At 60.8% G+C, this 13,927-nt stretch carries 10 protein-coding genes, 4 tRNA genes and 1 pseudogene; 11 read left to right on the top strand and 4 right to left on the bottom strand.

Translation table 11 applies throughout. The annotated features are described in order from the left end of the window. Window positions 1-10 precede the first annotated feature (10 nt). A complete protein-coding gene (locus HU739_RS21635) occupies window positions 11-829 on the top strand; it encodes a DUF4892 domain-containing protein (RefSeq protein WP_186551751.1) in 819 nt (272 codons plus the stop codon). Window positions 830-898: 69 nt separating this feature from the next. Then, on the top strand, window positions 899-1,942 hold the full coding sequence (locus tag HU739_RS21630; protein WP_186551752.1) for an AI-2E family transporter: 1,044 nt from the start codon (window positions 899-901) through the stop codon (window positions 1,940-1,942). Window positions 1,943-2,988: 1,046 nt separating this feature from the next. Here HU739_RS21630 and HU739_RS21625 read toward each other — a convergent pair. Together HU739_RS21625 and HU739_RS21620 are read right to left on the bottom strand one after the other, a co-directional pair. Beyond that, window positions 2,989-4,035 (bottom strand): sensor histidine kinase, encoded by a 1,047-nt coding sequence (locus tag HU739_RS21625; protein ID WP_186552572.1) that lies wholly within the window; start codon window positions 4,033-4,035, stop codon window positions 2,989-2,991. Then, complete coding sequence (locus HU739_RS21620; RefSeq protein WP_186552573.1) at window positions 4,035-4,784, bottom strand: response regulator; 750 nt, start codon at window positions 4,782-4,784, stop codon at window positions 4,035-4,037. Before HU739_RS21620 ends, HU739_RS21625 begins: the two co-directional genes overlap by 1 nt. A gap of 293 nt (window positions 4,785-5,077) precedes the next feature. On the opposite strand from HU739_RS21620, the gene pyrF reads away from it, so the two are divergent. Next, complete coding sequence (gene pyrF / locus HU739_RS21615) at window positions 5,078-5,776, top strand: orotidine-5'-phosphate decarboxylase (protein ID WP_186552574.1); 699 nt, start codon at window positions 5,078-5,080, stop codon at window positions 5,774-5,776. Between the two features lie 125 nt (window positions 5,777-5,901). On the opposite strand, the gene HU739_RS21610 is transcribed toward pyrF, so the two are convergent. Further along, entirely contained in the window at window positions 5,902-6,906 is a 1,005-nt protein-coding gene (locus tag HU739_RS21610; protein WP_186552575.1) for an NADP-dependent oxidoreductase, read from the bottom strand. A gap of 235 nt (window positions 6,907-7,141) precedes the next feature. Here HU739_RS21610 and HU739_RS21605 point away from each other — a divergent pair, with 235 nt between their 5' ends. From HU739_RS21605 to HU739_RS27095, 4 genes and pseudogenes are all read left to right on the top strand, one after another. After that, complete coding sequence (locus HU739_RS21605; RefSeq protein ID WP_186552576.1) at window positions 7,142-7,903, top strand: SDR family oxidoreductase; 762 nt, start codon at window positions 7,142-7,144, stop codon at window positions 7,901-7,903. A gap of 182 nt (window positions 7,904-8,085) precedes the next feature. Next, window positions 8,086-9,486 carry an aminotransferase-like domain-containing protein gene (locus tag HU739_RS21600; RefSeq protein WP_186552577.1) on the top strand — a complete coding sequence of 467 codons (1,401 nt, stop codon included), beginning with the start codon at window positions 8,086-8,088 and terminating at the stop codon, window positions 9,484-9,486. A 108-nt stretch (window positions 9,487-9,594) separates the two neighbouring features. Continuing rightward, window positions 9,595-10,701: pseudogene (locus HU739_RS27100) on the top strand (HAMP domain-containing protein); the annotation flags it as partial. Then, window positions 10,681-11,562 carry a methyl-accepting chemotaxis protein gene (locus HU739_RS27095; RefSeq protein ID WP_407681965.1) on the top strand — a complete coding sequence of 294 codons (882 nt, stop codon included), beginning with the start codon at window positions 10,681-10,683 and terminating at the stop codon, window positions 11,560-11,562. The pseudogene HU739_RS27100 and the gene HU739_RS27095, both read left to right, overlap by 21 nt. A 739-nt stretch (window positions 11,563-12,301) precedes the next feature. Here HU739_RS27095 and HU739_RS21590 read toward each other — a convergent pair. Beyond that, a complete protein-coding gene (locus HU739_RS21590) occupies window positions 12,302-13,060 on the bottom strand; it encodes a hypothetical protein (RefSeq protein ID WP_186552579.1) in 759 nt (252 codons plus the stop codon). Window positions 13,061-13,444: 384 nt separating this feature from the next. Between HU739_RS21590 and HU739_RS21585 the strand changes: the two genes are divergently transcribed. The 4 genes from HU739_RS21585 to HU739_RS21570 all read left to right on the top strand — a co-directional run bounded on the left by HU739_RS21585 (window position 13,445) and on the right by HU739_RS21570 (window position 13,857). Further along, window positions 13,445-13,520 (top strand) — tRNA-Glu (locus tag HU739_RS21585). 2 nt (window positions 13,521-13,522) lie between these two features. After that, a tRNA-Gly gene (locus HU739_RS21580) sits at window positions 13,523-13,598 on the top strand. A 104-nt stretch (window positions 13,599-13,702) separates the two neighbouring features. Further along, a tRNA-Glu gene (locus HU739_RS21575) sits at window positions 13,703-13,778 on the top strand. 3 nt (window positions 13,779-13,781) lie between these two features. Beyond that, window positions 13,782-13,857 (top strand) — tRNA-Gly (locus HU739_RS21570). Window positions 13,858-13,927 lie beyond the last annotated feature (70 nt).

Here is a 13,927-nt window from a genome sequence, read left to right as displayed (position 1 = left end):
TGGCGATCCGATGAGCCTGACCAAGCGCTCACTCAGTCTGCTGGCGCTGTGTTCTATCAGTTGCTTTTCGTTCGCCGCGGATGTGCCGGGCAGTCAGGATTTGCAAATCGTGCCGCGTCTGGCCGATGCGCAAATCGTCGACTATCGGCCTGCCGTCGAGCTGGAAAGAATCTATCCGCTGGGTTCGATCCGCAAGATCAGCGGCCAACTGCGCTTCGACGGGCAAGTGACCGCGCGTGGCCAGACCACTTCGGTGACCTACGAGTTGCCGCCCGAACATTCCGCCACCGAAGCATTCACCGCCGCTCGCCAGGCCCTGCAAAAGCAGGATGCCGAGTTGCTGTTCTGGTGTCAGGCCCGCGACTGCGGTGAGAGCAGCCTGTGGGCCAACGAGGTATTCGGCAATGCCAAGCTGTACGGTTCCGATGAGCAACAGGCGTACCTGTTGCTGAGGCTGGCGGCGCCGAGGGACAACACACTCGTGGCGCTCTACAGCATCACGCGCGGCAATCGCAAAGCCTATCTGCACGTCGAACAGTTCGAGGCGAACGCGCCGTTGGGCGAGTTGCTGCCGACCTCGGCGACCTTGTTGCGTCAGCTCAAGAGTACCGGCGAGCTGGATTTCCCCGATCGAGTGGATGAGCCGGGTGAGCCTTGGTTACGCTTGATTTCTCGCAGCCTCAATCTCGACACTACCTTACGGGTCACGGTCTCCGGGCCCAAGGCCGAAGCCTGGCGCCAGGCGCTGATCAATCAGGGCGTACGCGCGGCACGCATGGAAACCGGTAATCTCGAAGGCGCCGGACTGCGCATCCACCTGTTGCGATAAGCTGTATCGGCGAATACCCGCGAGGTGTTCGCCTACTCTTGGCCTGACTGACTATTTTCGAGACCCTCCATGCTCAATAACGATCGCCTGCTGGTGCAGATTCTGCTGCTGGTGTTGTTTGGTGCCAGCCTGTGGGTGATGGCGCCGTTCTGGTCGGCGCTGTTCTGGGGCGCGGTGCTGGCATTCGCCAGCTGGCCGCTGATGCGGCTGTTGACCCGTTGGCTCAATGGCCGTGAATCGCTGGCCGCGGCGATCCTGACGCTGGGCTGGATGTTGCTGGTGGCGGCGCCGCTGGTGTGGCTGGGGTTCAACCTGGCCGACCATGTCCGTGATGCCACGGCGTTCATCAAGGATGTGCAGGTCGACGGTCTGCCGGAGGCGCCGACCTGGCTCGGCGGTGTGCCTTTCGTCGGTGAGCGGCTGGTGGGCATGTGGGACAGCATCGATCAGCAGGGCGCGGCGTTGATGGTCTCGATCAAACCCTATCTGGGGCAGGTCGGTAATTGGTTGCTGGCGCGCAGTGCGCAGATTGGCGGCGGGATTCTCGAGCTGACGCTGAGTATCGTCTTCGTGTTCTTTTTCTACCGTGACGGGCCGCGGCTGGCGGCGTTCGTGCACAGCCTGCTCGAACGGCTGATCGGTGATCGTGCCGGGTACTACATCGAATTGGTGGCCGGTACGGTGCAGCGGGTGGTCAATGGCGTGATCGGGACCGCGGCGGCGCAGGCGGTGCTGGCGTTGATCGGCTTTTTTATTGCCGGGGTGCCGGGGGCGCTGGTACTGGGGATCGTGACGTTTCTGTTGAGTCTGATTCCGATGGGGCCGCCGCTGGTGTGGGTCCCGGCCACCGCCTGGCTGGCGTGGAAGGGTGAGTACGGGATGGCGGTGTTTCTCGGGATCTGGGGGACGTTCATCATCAGTGGCGTGGACAATGTGCTCAAGCCGTATCTGATCAGCCGCGGGGGGAATCTGCCGCTGGTGATTGTGTTGCTTGGGGTGTTTGGCGGGTTGATTGCGTTTGGGTTTATCGGGTTGTTTATCGGGCCTACGTTGTTGGCGGTGGCTTATAGTTTGTTGACCGACTGGAGCAAGAGTCAGGCTCGGGTGGTTTAGGGCTTGGCGGCCTTTGGGCCGGCCAGGCTTTGGGTTTTTTGGGGGTACATATCCGTTGCTGCGGTAACGGCTACTCAGGGTTCCGCCCTGACGGCGGGTGACTTTGGGGGCCCAAAGTAACCAAAGGCCTTTTACCCTGACGTGCGGCCCCTCGCTGTGGCTCGGGGTGCCTTCGCTGCGGGATCGATCCGGGCGCAGCGTTTCCGGTTTGCTTCGCTGCACCTCCTTCCGCTGTGTACGACTTCGTCGTACGGTCGCTGCGCTCCCACGCCCGGATCAATCCCTCCACTCAGCCTGCCGACGGGCGCCGTGCATCAAGATCAAGAGCCTTACTCGAGCTAACGCTCATCGTGTTGAGTGGTGAGAGGCAAAAGCGGTACTTGAGCTAACGCTCATTGTGTTGAGTGGTTGGGAGCTAACGCGGTTTGCTTTGCTTTTGCTTCTCTGTGGGAGCGAGCCTGCTCGCGAAGGCGGCCTGGCAGTCGACCTGTCTCTTGCAGATGTACACCGCTCCAAACTATAGGAGTGAGCCTGCTCGCGATAGCGCCGGTACAGACACCATTTGCTTCGAAAATAAACACAGTCCCTGTGGCAGCTGGCTTGCCAGCGAAAACGGCCTGACAGCCGACCTGTCTCTTGCAGATGTACACCGCTCCAAACTGTAGGAGTGAGCCTGCTCGCGATAGCGCCGGTACAGACACCATTTTCTTCGAAGATAAACACAGTCCCTGTGGAAGCTGGCTTGCCAGCGAAAACGGCCTGACAGCCGACCTGTCTCTTGCAGATGTACACCGCTCCAAACTGTAGGAGTGAGCCTGCTCGCGATAGCGCCGGTACAGACACCATTTGCTTCGAAAATAAACACAGTCCCTGTGGCAGTTGGCTTGCCAGCGAAAACGGCCTGACAGCCGACCTGTCTCTTGCAGATGTACTCATTTCAAGTGTGGGAGCGAGCCTGCTCGCGAAGAGGCCGTCAAATCCAACAGAGATATCGAATCAACCGATGCCTTCGCGAGCAGGCTCGCTCTCACATGACTGGGTGAGGCTCAGCCCCGTGGCAGGCGAACAATGGCGGTCAAACCGCCGCCCGGAGTTTCTTCCAGATTCAATTGCCCACCCAACCGCTGCGCCGCCTCTCGGGCAATGGTCATGCCCAGGCCCACCCCCCCTGAGTTGCGGTTGCGCGAACCTTCCAGCCGATAAAACGGTTCGAACACGGCCTCGCGCTTGTGCTCGGCAATCCCCGGGCCGTGGTCGATCACGCGGATCAGCAGTTGCCCGGGCAGGTCTTGCAGTTCGATTCGCGCCTGCCCGGCATAGCGCAGGGCGTTGTCCAACAGGTTGTTGATGCACGAGCGCAGCGCCATCGGTTGCACTGGCAAGGGATGGCAATGGCCGCTGACTTGAACGTCCGCGCCTTGGTCCTGGGCGTTTTCGCACAGTGATTCGACCAGTGCCTGCACGTCCATCAACTGCAGTGCTTCGCTGGTGCGCTGTTCGTGCAGATACGTCAGGGTGGCATCGAGCATGTCGATCATGTCGTCGAGGTCCTGGCGCATCTGGCTTTGCAGCTTGTCGTCGCTGATGTTTTCCAGACGCAGTTTCAGGCGTGACAGCGGTGTGCGCAGATCGTGGGAGACGGCGCCGAGCATGCGTGCGCGTTGTTGTACCTGTTCACGAATTCGCTGTTGCATCAGGTTGAAGGCGTACGCCGCTTGCCGGGCTTCCCGTGGCCCGGATTCATCGAGTGGCGGGCTGTCGAGGTCTTCGCTGAGGCGTTCGGCGGCGTCGCTCAAACGCTGGATCGGGCGGCTGAGCAGTTTGGCGCCATACCAGGCCGCGATCATCAAGGTGATGAACTGGAAAGTCAGCGGTACGATCGGGCCACCGAACCAGGGACGCGGACGTGGCGGGTAGCGGGGGTCGTGTGCGGGTGCTTGCCCGTCGATCCCTTGGGAAAACGGCGCAGAGGGCGGCGGCGGGGGCGGGCCGTAGAGCTTGAACCAGGTGAACGCCAGCAGGTGCGCCAGGACGATGGCGACAAACAGCACGCCAAACAGGCGGCCGAACAGCGTGTCCAGGCGCAGCCGCATCAGCCGATGTCCCGTGCGTCGAACAGGTAACCCTCACCGCGTACGGTCTTGATCAGGTGCGGAGCTTTCGGGTCGTCGCCCAGTTTCTGCCGCAAGCGCGAGACCAGCAAATCGATACTGCGGTCGAACGCTTCGATCGAGCGGCCACGGGCGGCATCGAGCAGTTGCTCGCGGCTCAGCACTCGGCGCGGGCGTTCGATGAAGACCCAGAGCAAGCGAAATTCGGCGTTGGACAGCGGGACCACAAGGCCATCGTCGGCCACCAGTTGGCGCAACACGCTGTTCAGGCGCCAGTTGTCGAACCGGATGTTCGACCGCTGTTCGCTGCGGTCATCGCGCACCCGGCGCAGAATGGTCTGGATGCGTGCGACCAGTTCGCGCGGTTCGAACGGTTTGGCCATGTAGTCATCGGCGCCCAGTTCCAGGCCGATGATGCGGTCGGTCGGTTCGCAACGTGCGGTGAGCATCAGGATCGGGATGTCCGATTCGGCGCGCAGCCAGCGGCACAACGACAGGCCGTCTTCGCCGGGCAGCATCAGGTCGAGGACGACCACGTCGTAGCGTTCGGCCTGCATGGCCTGCCGCATCGCCGCGCCGTCGGTGACGCCGCTGGCGTGGATGTTGAAGCGGGCGAGGTAGTCGATCATCAGCTCGCGGATCGGCACGTCGTCGTCGACGATCAGTGCGCGGATGCTCCAGCGCTTGTCGTCTTTCGGCTCGTCCGTCGCAGTCGCAGGGTTGTTGTGCATGGGATGTTCATCTGCCAGTAGGCCGCCACCACAAAGATGGGCCGCGAGGTTGTGGTTTCAGCATAGGCGTCCACCCAAGGGGCGGGAAGTGCTGATGTAAGGGCGTGTTGCGGCTGGCGAGGCTAGCGCCGACGCTTGTTGATCAGATGTCGGCTGTGTATCGGAGTCGACACAATAGCAGCGGGCGCTATGCTGATCACGGTCGGCGCGACGATTTACCGATCATCGGGTGCCGCGCCGCCGCCGGTTCCGCTACAATGCGCGCCGATTTCGACCTGCCTGAGAGCCCATTCATGTCCGCCTGCCAGACTCCTATCATCGTCGCCCTGGATTTCCCCACCCGTGACGCCGCACTGAAGCTGGCCGACCAGTTGGACCCGAAGCTGTGCCGGGTCAAAGTGGGCAAGGAGCTGTTCACCAGTTGTGCCGCGGAAATCGTTGGCACCCTGCGTGACAAGGGCTTTGAAGTCTTTCTTGATTTGAAATTCCACGACATTCCCAACACCACGGCGATGGCCGTGAAAGCCGCCGCGGAAATGGGCGTGTGGATGGTCAACGTCCATTGCTCCGGTGGCCTGCGCATGATGGCCGCCTGCCGTGAAGAACTGGACAAGCGCAGCGGCCCGCAACCGCTGCTGATCGGCGTGACCGTGCTGACCTCTATGGAGCGCGAAGATCTGGCCGGTATCGGTCTGGACATCGAGCCGCAGGAGCAGGTGCTGCGGCTGGCGGCACTGGCCGAGAAGGCCGGGATGGACGGTCTGGTGTGTTCGGCGCTGGAAGCCCAGGCGCTGAAAACCGCGCACCCGTCGTTGCAACTGGTGACCCCGGGGATTCGTCCGGCGGGCAGCGCGCAGGACGATCAGCGCCGTATTCTGACCCCGCGTCAGGCGCTGGATGCCGGTTCCGATTACCTGGTGATCGGCCGTCCGATCAGCCAGGCGGCGGATCCGGCCAAGGCATTGGCTGCGGTTGTAGCCGAAATCGCCTGAGTAACACCGCAAAGCCAATGTAGGAGTGAGCCTGCTCGCGATAGCGGTGTGTCAAACAACGTTAATGTTGGCTGACACACCGCTATCGCGAGCAGGCTCACTCCTACATTTGGTCCGCGGTGGTTTTAGATTTTCAACACCAACTTGCCAAAGTTCTCGCCGCTGAACAGTTTCATCAGCGTTTCCGGAAAGGTCTCCAGGCCTTCGACGATGTGTTCTTTGCTCTTGAGCTGCCCCTTGGCCATCCAGCCGGCCATTTCCTGTGCGGCAGTGGCGAATTGCGCGGCATAGTCCATCACCACAAATCCTTCCATGCGCGCTCGGTTGATCAGCAGTGACAGGTAGTTGGCCGGGCCTTTGACCGCCTCTTTATTGTTGTACTGGCTGATCGCACCGCAGATCACGACCCGTGCCTTCATGTTCAGGCGGCTGAGGACCGCGTCGAGAATATCGCCGCCAACGTTATCGAAGTACACGTCGACGCCTTTCGGGCATTCGCGTTTAAGGCCGGCCACGACCTCTTCGGATTTGTAGTCGATGGCGCCGTCGAAACCCAGCTCGTCGATGAGGAATTTGCACTTGTCGGCGCCCCCCGCGATGCCGACCACGCGGCAGCCTTTGATCTTGGCAATCTGCCCGGCAATGCTGCCCACCGCGCCGGCCGCGCCGGACAACACCACAGTGTCGCCAGCCTTGGGCGCGCCGACATCCAGCAGGGCGAAGTAGGCGGTCATACCGGTCATGCCCAGCGCTGACAGATACACCGGCAACGGTGCGAGTTTCGGATCGACCTTGTAGAAGCCTCTTGGCTCGCCGAGGAAAAAATCCTGCACGCCAAGGGCACCGTTGACGTAGTCGCCGACGGCAAATCCCGGATTGTTCGACGCGACGACTTTTCCCACGCCCAGCGCGCGCATGACCTCACCGATAGCGACCGGCGGAATGTAGGACTTGCCTTCGTTCATCCAGCCGCGCATGGCCGGGTCGAGGGACAGGTATTCGTTCTTGACCAGGATCTGTCCCGCCGCCGGCTCGCCGACCGGCACTTCCTGAAAAGTGAACGTCTCGCGGGTGGCGGCGCCGACGGGGCGTTTGGCGAGCAGGAACTGGCGATTGGTCTGGTTGGTCATGACTGGCACTCGAACGGAATGAAGCCTTGTTGATAGTCCTTCGGCGGCGATGTGGCAAGGTTGGCCGATGCGGCGAATGCATTCCGATCCAGTGCAGTGATAGTCCCCGCCACAGGTTAATCACTGTGGCGCATGAGGACCCAAACAGCCTTCTGATAGTGCTGACGCGGTGCAATCCCCTGTCGCTATGCTGTGGCGCTACTCACCCTGCCACTTTGCGTTCGAGGACATAACAATGAGCATGACGTTTTCCGGTCAGGTTGCCGTCGTCACCGGTGCCGCCAACGGGATTGGCCGCGCGACGGCCCAGGCGTTCGCTGCCGAAGGGCTGAAAGTGGTGGTCGCCGATCTCGATGCGGCCGGGGGCGAGGGCACCGTGGCGCTGATTCGTACGGCGGGTGGCGAAGCGACCTTCGTGCGTTGCAACGTTACGGTCGAAAGCGAAGTGAAAAATCTGATGGACGAGGTCATCAATACTTACGGCCGTCTCGACTATGCATTCAACAACGCCGGAATTGAGATCGAGAAAGGCAAACTGGCCGAGGGCTCGATGGACGAGTTCGACGCGATCATGGGCGTCAACGTCAAAGGCGTCTGGCTGTGCATGAAGTATCAACTGCCGTTGCTGCTGGCTCAGGGCGGCGGGGCGATCGTCAACACGGCGTCGGTTGCCGGATTGGGCGCAGCGCCGAAGATGAGTATTTACGCGGCGTCGAAGCACGCAGTGGTCGGCCTGACCAAATCGGCGGCGATTGAATATGCGAAGAAGAAAATCCGTGTCAACGCCGTGTGCCCGGCCGTGATCGACACCGACATGTTTCGCCGCGCCTACGAGGCTGATCCGAAAAAAGGCGAATTCGCCAATGCGATGCACCCGGTCGGCCGCATCGGCAAGGTCGAAGAAATCGCCAGCGCGGTGCTGTACTTGTGCAGCGATGGCGCAGCCTTCACCACGGGGCATTCGCTGGCGGTGGATGGTGGGGTCACCGCGTTCTGAGCGACGCTGCTATACAGAACCCGCATTCGTGCGGGTTTTTTGTTCCTGCCAGGTTCCAAGATCCGTTAAACAATGTGTATCAAATAGTTAGAACGGTCGCTTTTGGCGGTGTTGTCGCACAGCCTGAACGGTGTGGCTGTGATTTACTGCGCCCAGCAAAACGGACAGGAGTTTGCGCGCTCATGGAATTGAGAATTGACCGACAGGCAATGGTGCCGGTCGTACAGCAGATTGTGGACGGGCTGACTGACTGGATTCTGCAGAGCGGTGTCCCGCCGGCCACTCGTCTGCCCTCCGTTCGGCAAATCGCCCGAGGCAATCTGCTTAGCCAGTCATGCGTGGTGGAAGCGTGCGAGCGTCTGGTATCGCAGGGGGTTTTGACGGCACGGCAGGGCGCGGGGTTTGTCGTGGCGGCATCGCCATCGACGCTCAACGCCGATGAAGAGCTGACGCCTTTCCTTGGGCGACACGCCTGGTGCGATGCCGTCTGCGCAGTCGCAGGCGGGTTGAAACTGGGCGCCGGCGGCTTGCCGCAGAGTTGGCGCGAGCCCGACGACCTCAGCTATGCGCTGCGCGAAGTGGCGCGTACCGATATGGCCAGTCTGTTCAACTACAGTTCGCCTTTGGGCCTGCCCGCATTGCGCGAACAAATTGCCAAACGCCTCAAGACCTTGAATATCGAGGCGCGCAGCACGCAGCTGTTGAGCACTGGCGGCGCCAGTCACGCGCTCGACCTGATCGTGCGCACCTTGTTCAAGGCCGGTGATTGCGTGATAGTCGAAACCCCCGGCTATGCGCCGCTGTTCGAGCTGTTGCGCTTGCATGGGGTGCGCATGCTTGAGGTCCGGCGTACGCCGAGCGGGCCGGACCTCGACATGCTCGAAGCTTTATTGCGTCAGTATCAGCCCAGCGCGCTCTTCATCAACAGCCACCACCACAATCCCACCGGCAGTTGCCTCACGCCGGCCGTGGCCCAGCACATTCTGCAATTGAGCAAGACTTACGATTTGCGGGTGATCGAGGATGACGTCTACGCCGATTGGCACACCGGCAACGGCGTGCGTCTGGCGGCGCTGGATGACGATGGACGAGTGATTTACGTCGGCAGCTTCTCCAAGACCCTGAGCAGCTCCTTGCGGGTCGGCTTTGTCGTTGCCGAGAGCGAACTGGTCACGCGGTTGGCTCAGGTCAAGATGATCAGTGGCCTGGGCTGCTCAAGGTTTTGCGAAGCGGTATTGGCCAGCCTGATGGCAACGGGCGCTTACCGAAAACTGGTGCAGCGCCAGCGCCAGCGTCTGAATGCCGATCGCGCGGCGGCCTTGCAGGCGCTGGAAGACGCCGAGTGGGAGATTTTCGGTAAACCGGTTGGCGGGTTGTTCATTTGGGCGCGCTCGCGGATGAACGACCAGGAAGGTGTGCGCCAACAGGCTCAACGCTGCGGTGTCGTGCTGTCAGCCGCTGACGCCTACAGCCCCAGTGGCGAAACCGGCGATTGGCATCGCATCAATGTGGCCTACGCCTGTGACCCGCGCGCCCGCCAGTTTTTTCGCAGTACCGCTGTGGATCGACCTCAAGCGTTCTGAAAACGACGCGGGCGTAGCTTTTTGCCATTATTCCGACGCCAGAGACTTGTGCTGGTTCAAGCCCGTTGCGAATCTTCGGCAATAGACTTTGGCTGGGGACTACGCGCAATGATTTCCGCCGTGCAAGGACGTTTCGCCAACCTCGGTATGGCAACCAAACTGGGTATCGGCTTTGTGCTGGTGTTACTGCTGACCGCACTGGTGGCAGCCATTGGCGTCTGGTCCCTGCAAACCATCAGCCTGCGTTTCGATGGGCTGAAGCAGATGTCGTCGCTCAATAGCGGTTTGCTCAAGGTGCGCCTGCTCGAACAGGAATATGCCTTGCGCGGCAGCCCGAAAACCGCCGACGCCTTGCGTGAAGGTGTGGACGGACTGGTGGCCCTGGCCGGTGAACTCAAGGCGCAGACGCCGGCCAATGTGCCGGTGATGACCGATGTCGAGCAAGCGCTCGGGGCCTATCGCAAGGCGTTTGACGAGTTCGTCTCGCTGAGCCAGGCCAAGGATCTCGCGCTGGAAATGGCTAGTTGGTCGGTGTCCAGCGTGGCTAACAATCTCGATGTACTGCAAGCCGGGCTGGCCGATGATGGTGCCTATACCTTGAAAGACACAGAGGGCAAGGACGGCGCCCAGTTCATCGAGCAGACGAATCAGGTCAGCCAGGTATCGCGGCTGATGCTGCAAGCGATGAACGAAGCGCATGTCCGTCTCGATCAGAGCCGCAAGGGCGACGCCGATAACGCCGGCGAAGGCAACATCGAACAGGCCGCTCAGGCACAGGCGCAGGCCGAAGCGCTGAAAAGCACGGTCAAGGATGAGGGCTATCTGACCGTGCTCAATGAAGTGTCGGGACACATTGCCGGATTCAACGACAAACTGGCGGAGTACACCGGTTTGCTGGCACAGGAAAAAACGGTTTACACACAACTGCATCAGCGTGCCGCGCAAGTGGTGGACCGGGTAAACCAGGCCTATGTCGCCGAGGATGCCGCGATGCAAGCCGAGCTGAAGAAAAACACCCTGCTGATCATCGCTTCCTCGGCACTGGCGCTGTTGGTCGGGTTGATCGCTGCATGGGTCATCACACGCTTGATCGTCGCGCCATTGCGCCATGTGATTGCGGTGGCGCAGCAGATCGCGGCCGGGGATCTGACGGCGACGGTTGAGGTGAACCGCCGTGATGAGATGGGCCAATTGATGTTGGCGATGCAGCAGATGGGCGCGGGTCTGGGCACGATTGTCAGCGGCTTGCAGGCGGGTATCGAGCGCTTGGCCGGTTCGGCGCAATCGCTGTCGGCGGTCACCGAGCAGACCAATCTGGAAGTCAGCAGTCAGAAGGAAGAAACCGAGCAAGTGGCCACGGCCATGAATCAGATGACCGCGACCGTGCATGACGTTGCGCGCAATGCCGAAGAAGCGGCGCAGGCTGCACAGACCGCCGAGGGCAAGGTCGAGAGCGGTCAGCAGGTGGTGCGGCAAAGCATGGAGCGCATTGAGCAACTGGCCGATTCGGCCACCTCGGCCAGTTCCAGTATCGAAAGCCTCAGCGCCGAAATCCAGAATATCGGTACGGTGCTTGGAGTGATCAAGAGTGTCGCTGAGCAGACCAACCTGCTGGCGTTGAACGCGGCGATCGAGGCGGCTCGGGCCGGGGAGCAGGGCAGGGGTTTTGCCGTGGTGGCTGATGAGGTTCGCGCGCTGGCACGGCGTACGCAGCAGTCGACCGAGGAGATCGAGCGATTGGTCAGTGCCTTGCGCGCGGCGGCGCAGTCGTCGGTGCAGCAGATTCGCAGCAGTGGCGAGCTGGTGAAGCTGGCGGTCAGCGATGCCTTGCAGACCGAGAGTGCGCTGGGCAGCATTGCGGCGGCGGTGTCGTTGATTCAGCAGATGAATCAGCAGATTGCTGCGGCGGCGGAGGAGCAGAGTTCGGTGGCCGAGGAGATCAATCGCAGTGTCACCAGTATTCGGGCGAGTGCGGATCATTCTTCTGTGGCGATGCGCGGGAATGCGGCTTCCAGTGTTGAACTGGCGCAGTTGGGGGTTGAGCTGAAGTCCATGGTTGGGCATTTTCGGCTTTGACTTGGCGGCCTTTGGGCCGACCAGGCTTTTGGGGTTTTGGGTGAATATCCGTTTTTGCGGTGTTGCGGCTGGCGGTTTCGCCCTTACGGCGAGTCCCTTTTTCAGACGCCAAAAAGGAACCAAAAGGCTTTGCCCTGACGTTCGGCCCGCTCGCTGGGGCTCGGGGTTCCTTCGCTCCGGGATCGATCCGGGCGCAGCGTCTCCGGTTTGCTTCGCTGCACCTCCTCTCGCTGTGTTTGGCTGCGCCAAACGGTCGCTGCGCTCCCACGCCCGGATCAATCCCTGGGCTCAGCCTTCCGACGGGCTCCACGATCAAGAGCGGTACTCGAGCTAACGCTCATTGTGTTGAGTGGGGCGGCTTCGCCGCGAGGGACTGGACTGGTTTGCGTTGCGTTGCGTTGCGTTGCTTTTGCTTTTTTGTGGGAGTGAGCTTGCTCGCGAAGGCGGCCTGACAGCCGACCTGTCTCTTGCGGATGTACACCGCCCCAAACTGTAGGAGCGAGCCTGCTCGCGATGGCGTCGTCACAGTCACCCCATTTCTCCCGGATACCCGCAATCCCTGTGGGAGCTGGCTTGCCAGCGAAGGCGGCCTGACAGCCGACCTGTTTCTTGCAGATGTACACCGCCCCAAACTGTGGGAGCGAGCCTGCTCGCGATGGCGGCTTCGGATTACTGCTGCGTCAATTCCGTCGCCCACAAAAAAGCCACCTCGCGGTGGCTTCTCTGTCAGCTTGCAGGCTTAGTCGTAAATGACTTTCTTCTTCCAGTCCGCATCCGCTTCGACATCTTTCAGACCGGCAGTCAGTTGATTCTCTTCACCTTCAACCGGCGCAATTTTGTCCATGACCTGGGCATTGGCGCGGGCCAGCAGTTTTTCCAGGTATTGCAGTTGTTCGGCGTAGATCTGCGGATCCTGTTGTTTGCGCAGGTATTGCACGCCGCGTTCGAAGGCGAGGCGGGCCTGGCCGGGCTGGTTTTGTTGCAGGGATTGCTGGCCGAGGTTGTTGAAGAATTCGATGTGCAGCAGCACCAGAATATGCCGGACTTCACGGACCCAGTGCTTGGCTTCGTTCGGGGGCAGGAAGCCGTCGTGGGCGGCGCGGGTGATTTGGCCGTGGAGGGCTTCGAGCAGGAAGCGCACGTCTTTGGCTTTGGCTTCGGTCATGATCGGTGCTGGTGGATTGTTGACCGGTATCGATTCGCCCTGGGCGACCAGTGCGCTCAGTTCGCTGATGCGTGCCTTGGTGGTCGCACTGGTTTTCTCCAGATTCAGCAGGCGCTGGCAGACGTTCAGTTCCAGTCGGGTCAGCAACAGCTTGAGCGCCGGTGTCATGAATTGGCCGGGGAATGTCTCGGTCAGTTCGCCGCAACGGCGCAGGCGGTCGTTGAGTTCGACTTTGGTGCGGGCCTTCTCCAGTTTGTTGTTTTCCACCACATGGTTCATGTAGCCAATGGCGATCAGAATTGCGATCCCGGCTACAACTAGCAGGGTGATCATGAGTGGTGTCACCGGTAAGACCTCTTTATAGGGTTCGCATGCGAGTGTAGTGGCTGGGCATTTAGGCGCCTAGCGCCGCTCGACGGGTTGGATCGGCTGCTGCAATCTGTATCGGCCGCGTCCTGCTTATATGAATGCTGGCGCTTGATGTGCAGATTGCCATCACTGTGCGGTGGACTATAACGCCTTGGCGTGTGGCGGAATATAGGCGTCAGGATTCAGACGACGGAAAAGCCTTACGCGGCCCGGAAAGCAGGTCGAAGTCATTGATTTAAATAAATTTATATCAGGGGGTTGACGACCTCTCAATCCATCCATAGAATGCGCGCCACTTGCAGCGTAAAGCACACAGCGAAACGCGGCAGGGAGTGAATGTTGTAGTGTGTCCCCTTCGTCTAGTGGCCTAGGACACCGCCCTTTCACGGCGGTAACAGGGGTTCGAGTCCCCTAGGGGACGCCAGTGCGGGAATAGCTCAGTTGGTAGAGCACGACCTTGCCAAGGTCGGGGTCGCGAGTTCGAGTCTCGTTTCCCGCTCCAATTTTAAACAGCACTGCTTTCGGGCGGGGCTGAGTGAAACCAGAACCCACTCTTCGGAGGCGGATCTGGACACCGAAACACACACCATGTGTTCCGGGTAGCGTGTCCCCTTCGTCTAGTGGCCTAGGACACCGCCCTTTCACGGCGGTAACAGGGGTTCGAGTCCCCTAGGGGACGCCATTTGCGGGAATAGCTCAGTTGGTAGAGCACGACCTTGCCAAGGTCGGGGTCGCGAGTTCGAGTCTCGTTTCCCGCTCCAATTTCACAAAAACGCCGATCAGTGATGATCGGCGTTTTTGTTTGTGCGCGTTTCCTGGCCCAAGCCATGA

The organism is Pseudomonas hamedanensis, from assembly GCF_014268595.2.
Classification (GTDB): Bacteria; Pseudomonadota; Gammaproteobacteria; order Pseudomonadales; family Pseudomonadaceae; genus Aquipseudomonas; species Aquipseudomonas hamedanensis.
Note: the sequence above shows the minus strand (reverse complement) of the source record. Positions and strands in the feature narration are given on the sequence as shown.

What these genes read in the sequence shown, in the direction of transcription:
- HU739_RS21600 (WP_186552577.1), top strand. Translation starts at nt 8,086, where the DNA reads ATGGAATTGAGAATTGACCGACAGGCAATGGTGCCGGTCGTACAGCAG.
- pyrF (WP_186552574.1), top strand. Translation starts at nt 5,078, where the DNA reads ATGTCCGCCTGCCAGACTCCTATCATCGTCGCCCTGGATTTCCCCACC.
- HU739_RS21590 (WP_186552579.1), bottom strand. Translation starts at nt 13,060, where the DNA reads ATGATCACCCTGCTAGTTGTAGCCGGGATCGCAATTCTGATCGCCATT.
- HU739_RS21610 (WP_186552575.1), bottom strand. Translation starts at nt 6,906, where the DNA reads ATGACCAACCAGACCAATCGCCAGTTCCTGCTCGCCAAACGCCCCGTC.
- HU739_RS21620 (WP_186552573.1), bottom strand. Translation starts at nt 4,784, where the DNA reads ATGCACAACAACCCTGCGACTGCGACGGACGAGCCGAAAGACGACAAG.
- HU739_RS21630 (WP_186551752.1), top strand. Translation starts at nt 899, where the DNA reads ATGCTCAATAACGATCGCCTGCTGGTGCAGATTCTGCTGCTGGTGTTG.
- HU739_RS21625 (WP_186552572.1), bottom strand. Translation starts at nt 4,035, where the DNA reads ATGCGGCTGCGCCTGGACACGCTGTTCGGCCGCCTGTTTGGCGTGCTG.
- HU739_RS21605 (WP_186552576.1), top strand. Translation starts at nt 7,142, where the DNA reads ATGAGCATGACGTTTTCCGGTCAGGTTGCCGTCGTCACCGGTGCCGCC.
- HU739_RS27095 (WP_407681965.1), top strand. Translation starts at nt 10,681, where the DNA reads ATGTTGGCGATGCAGCAGATGGGCGCGGGTCTGGGCACGATTGTCAGC.
- HU739_RS21635 (WP_186551751.1), top strand. Translation starts at nt 11, where the DNA reads ATGAGCCTGACCAAGCGCTCACTCAGTCTGCTGGCGCTGTGTTCTATC.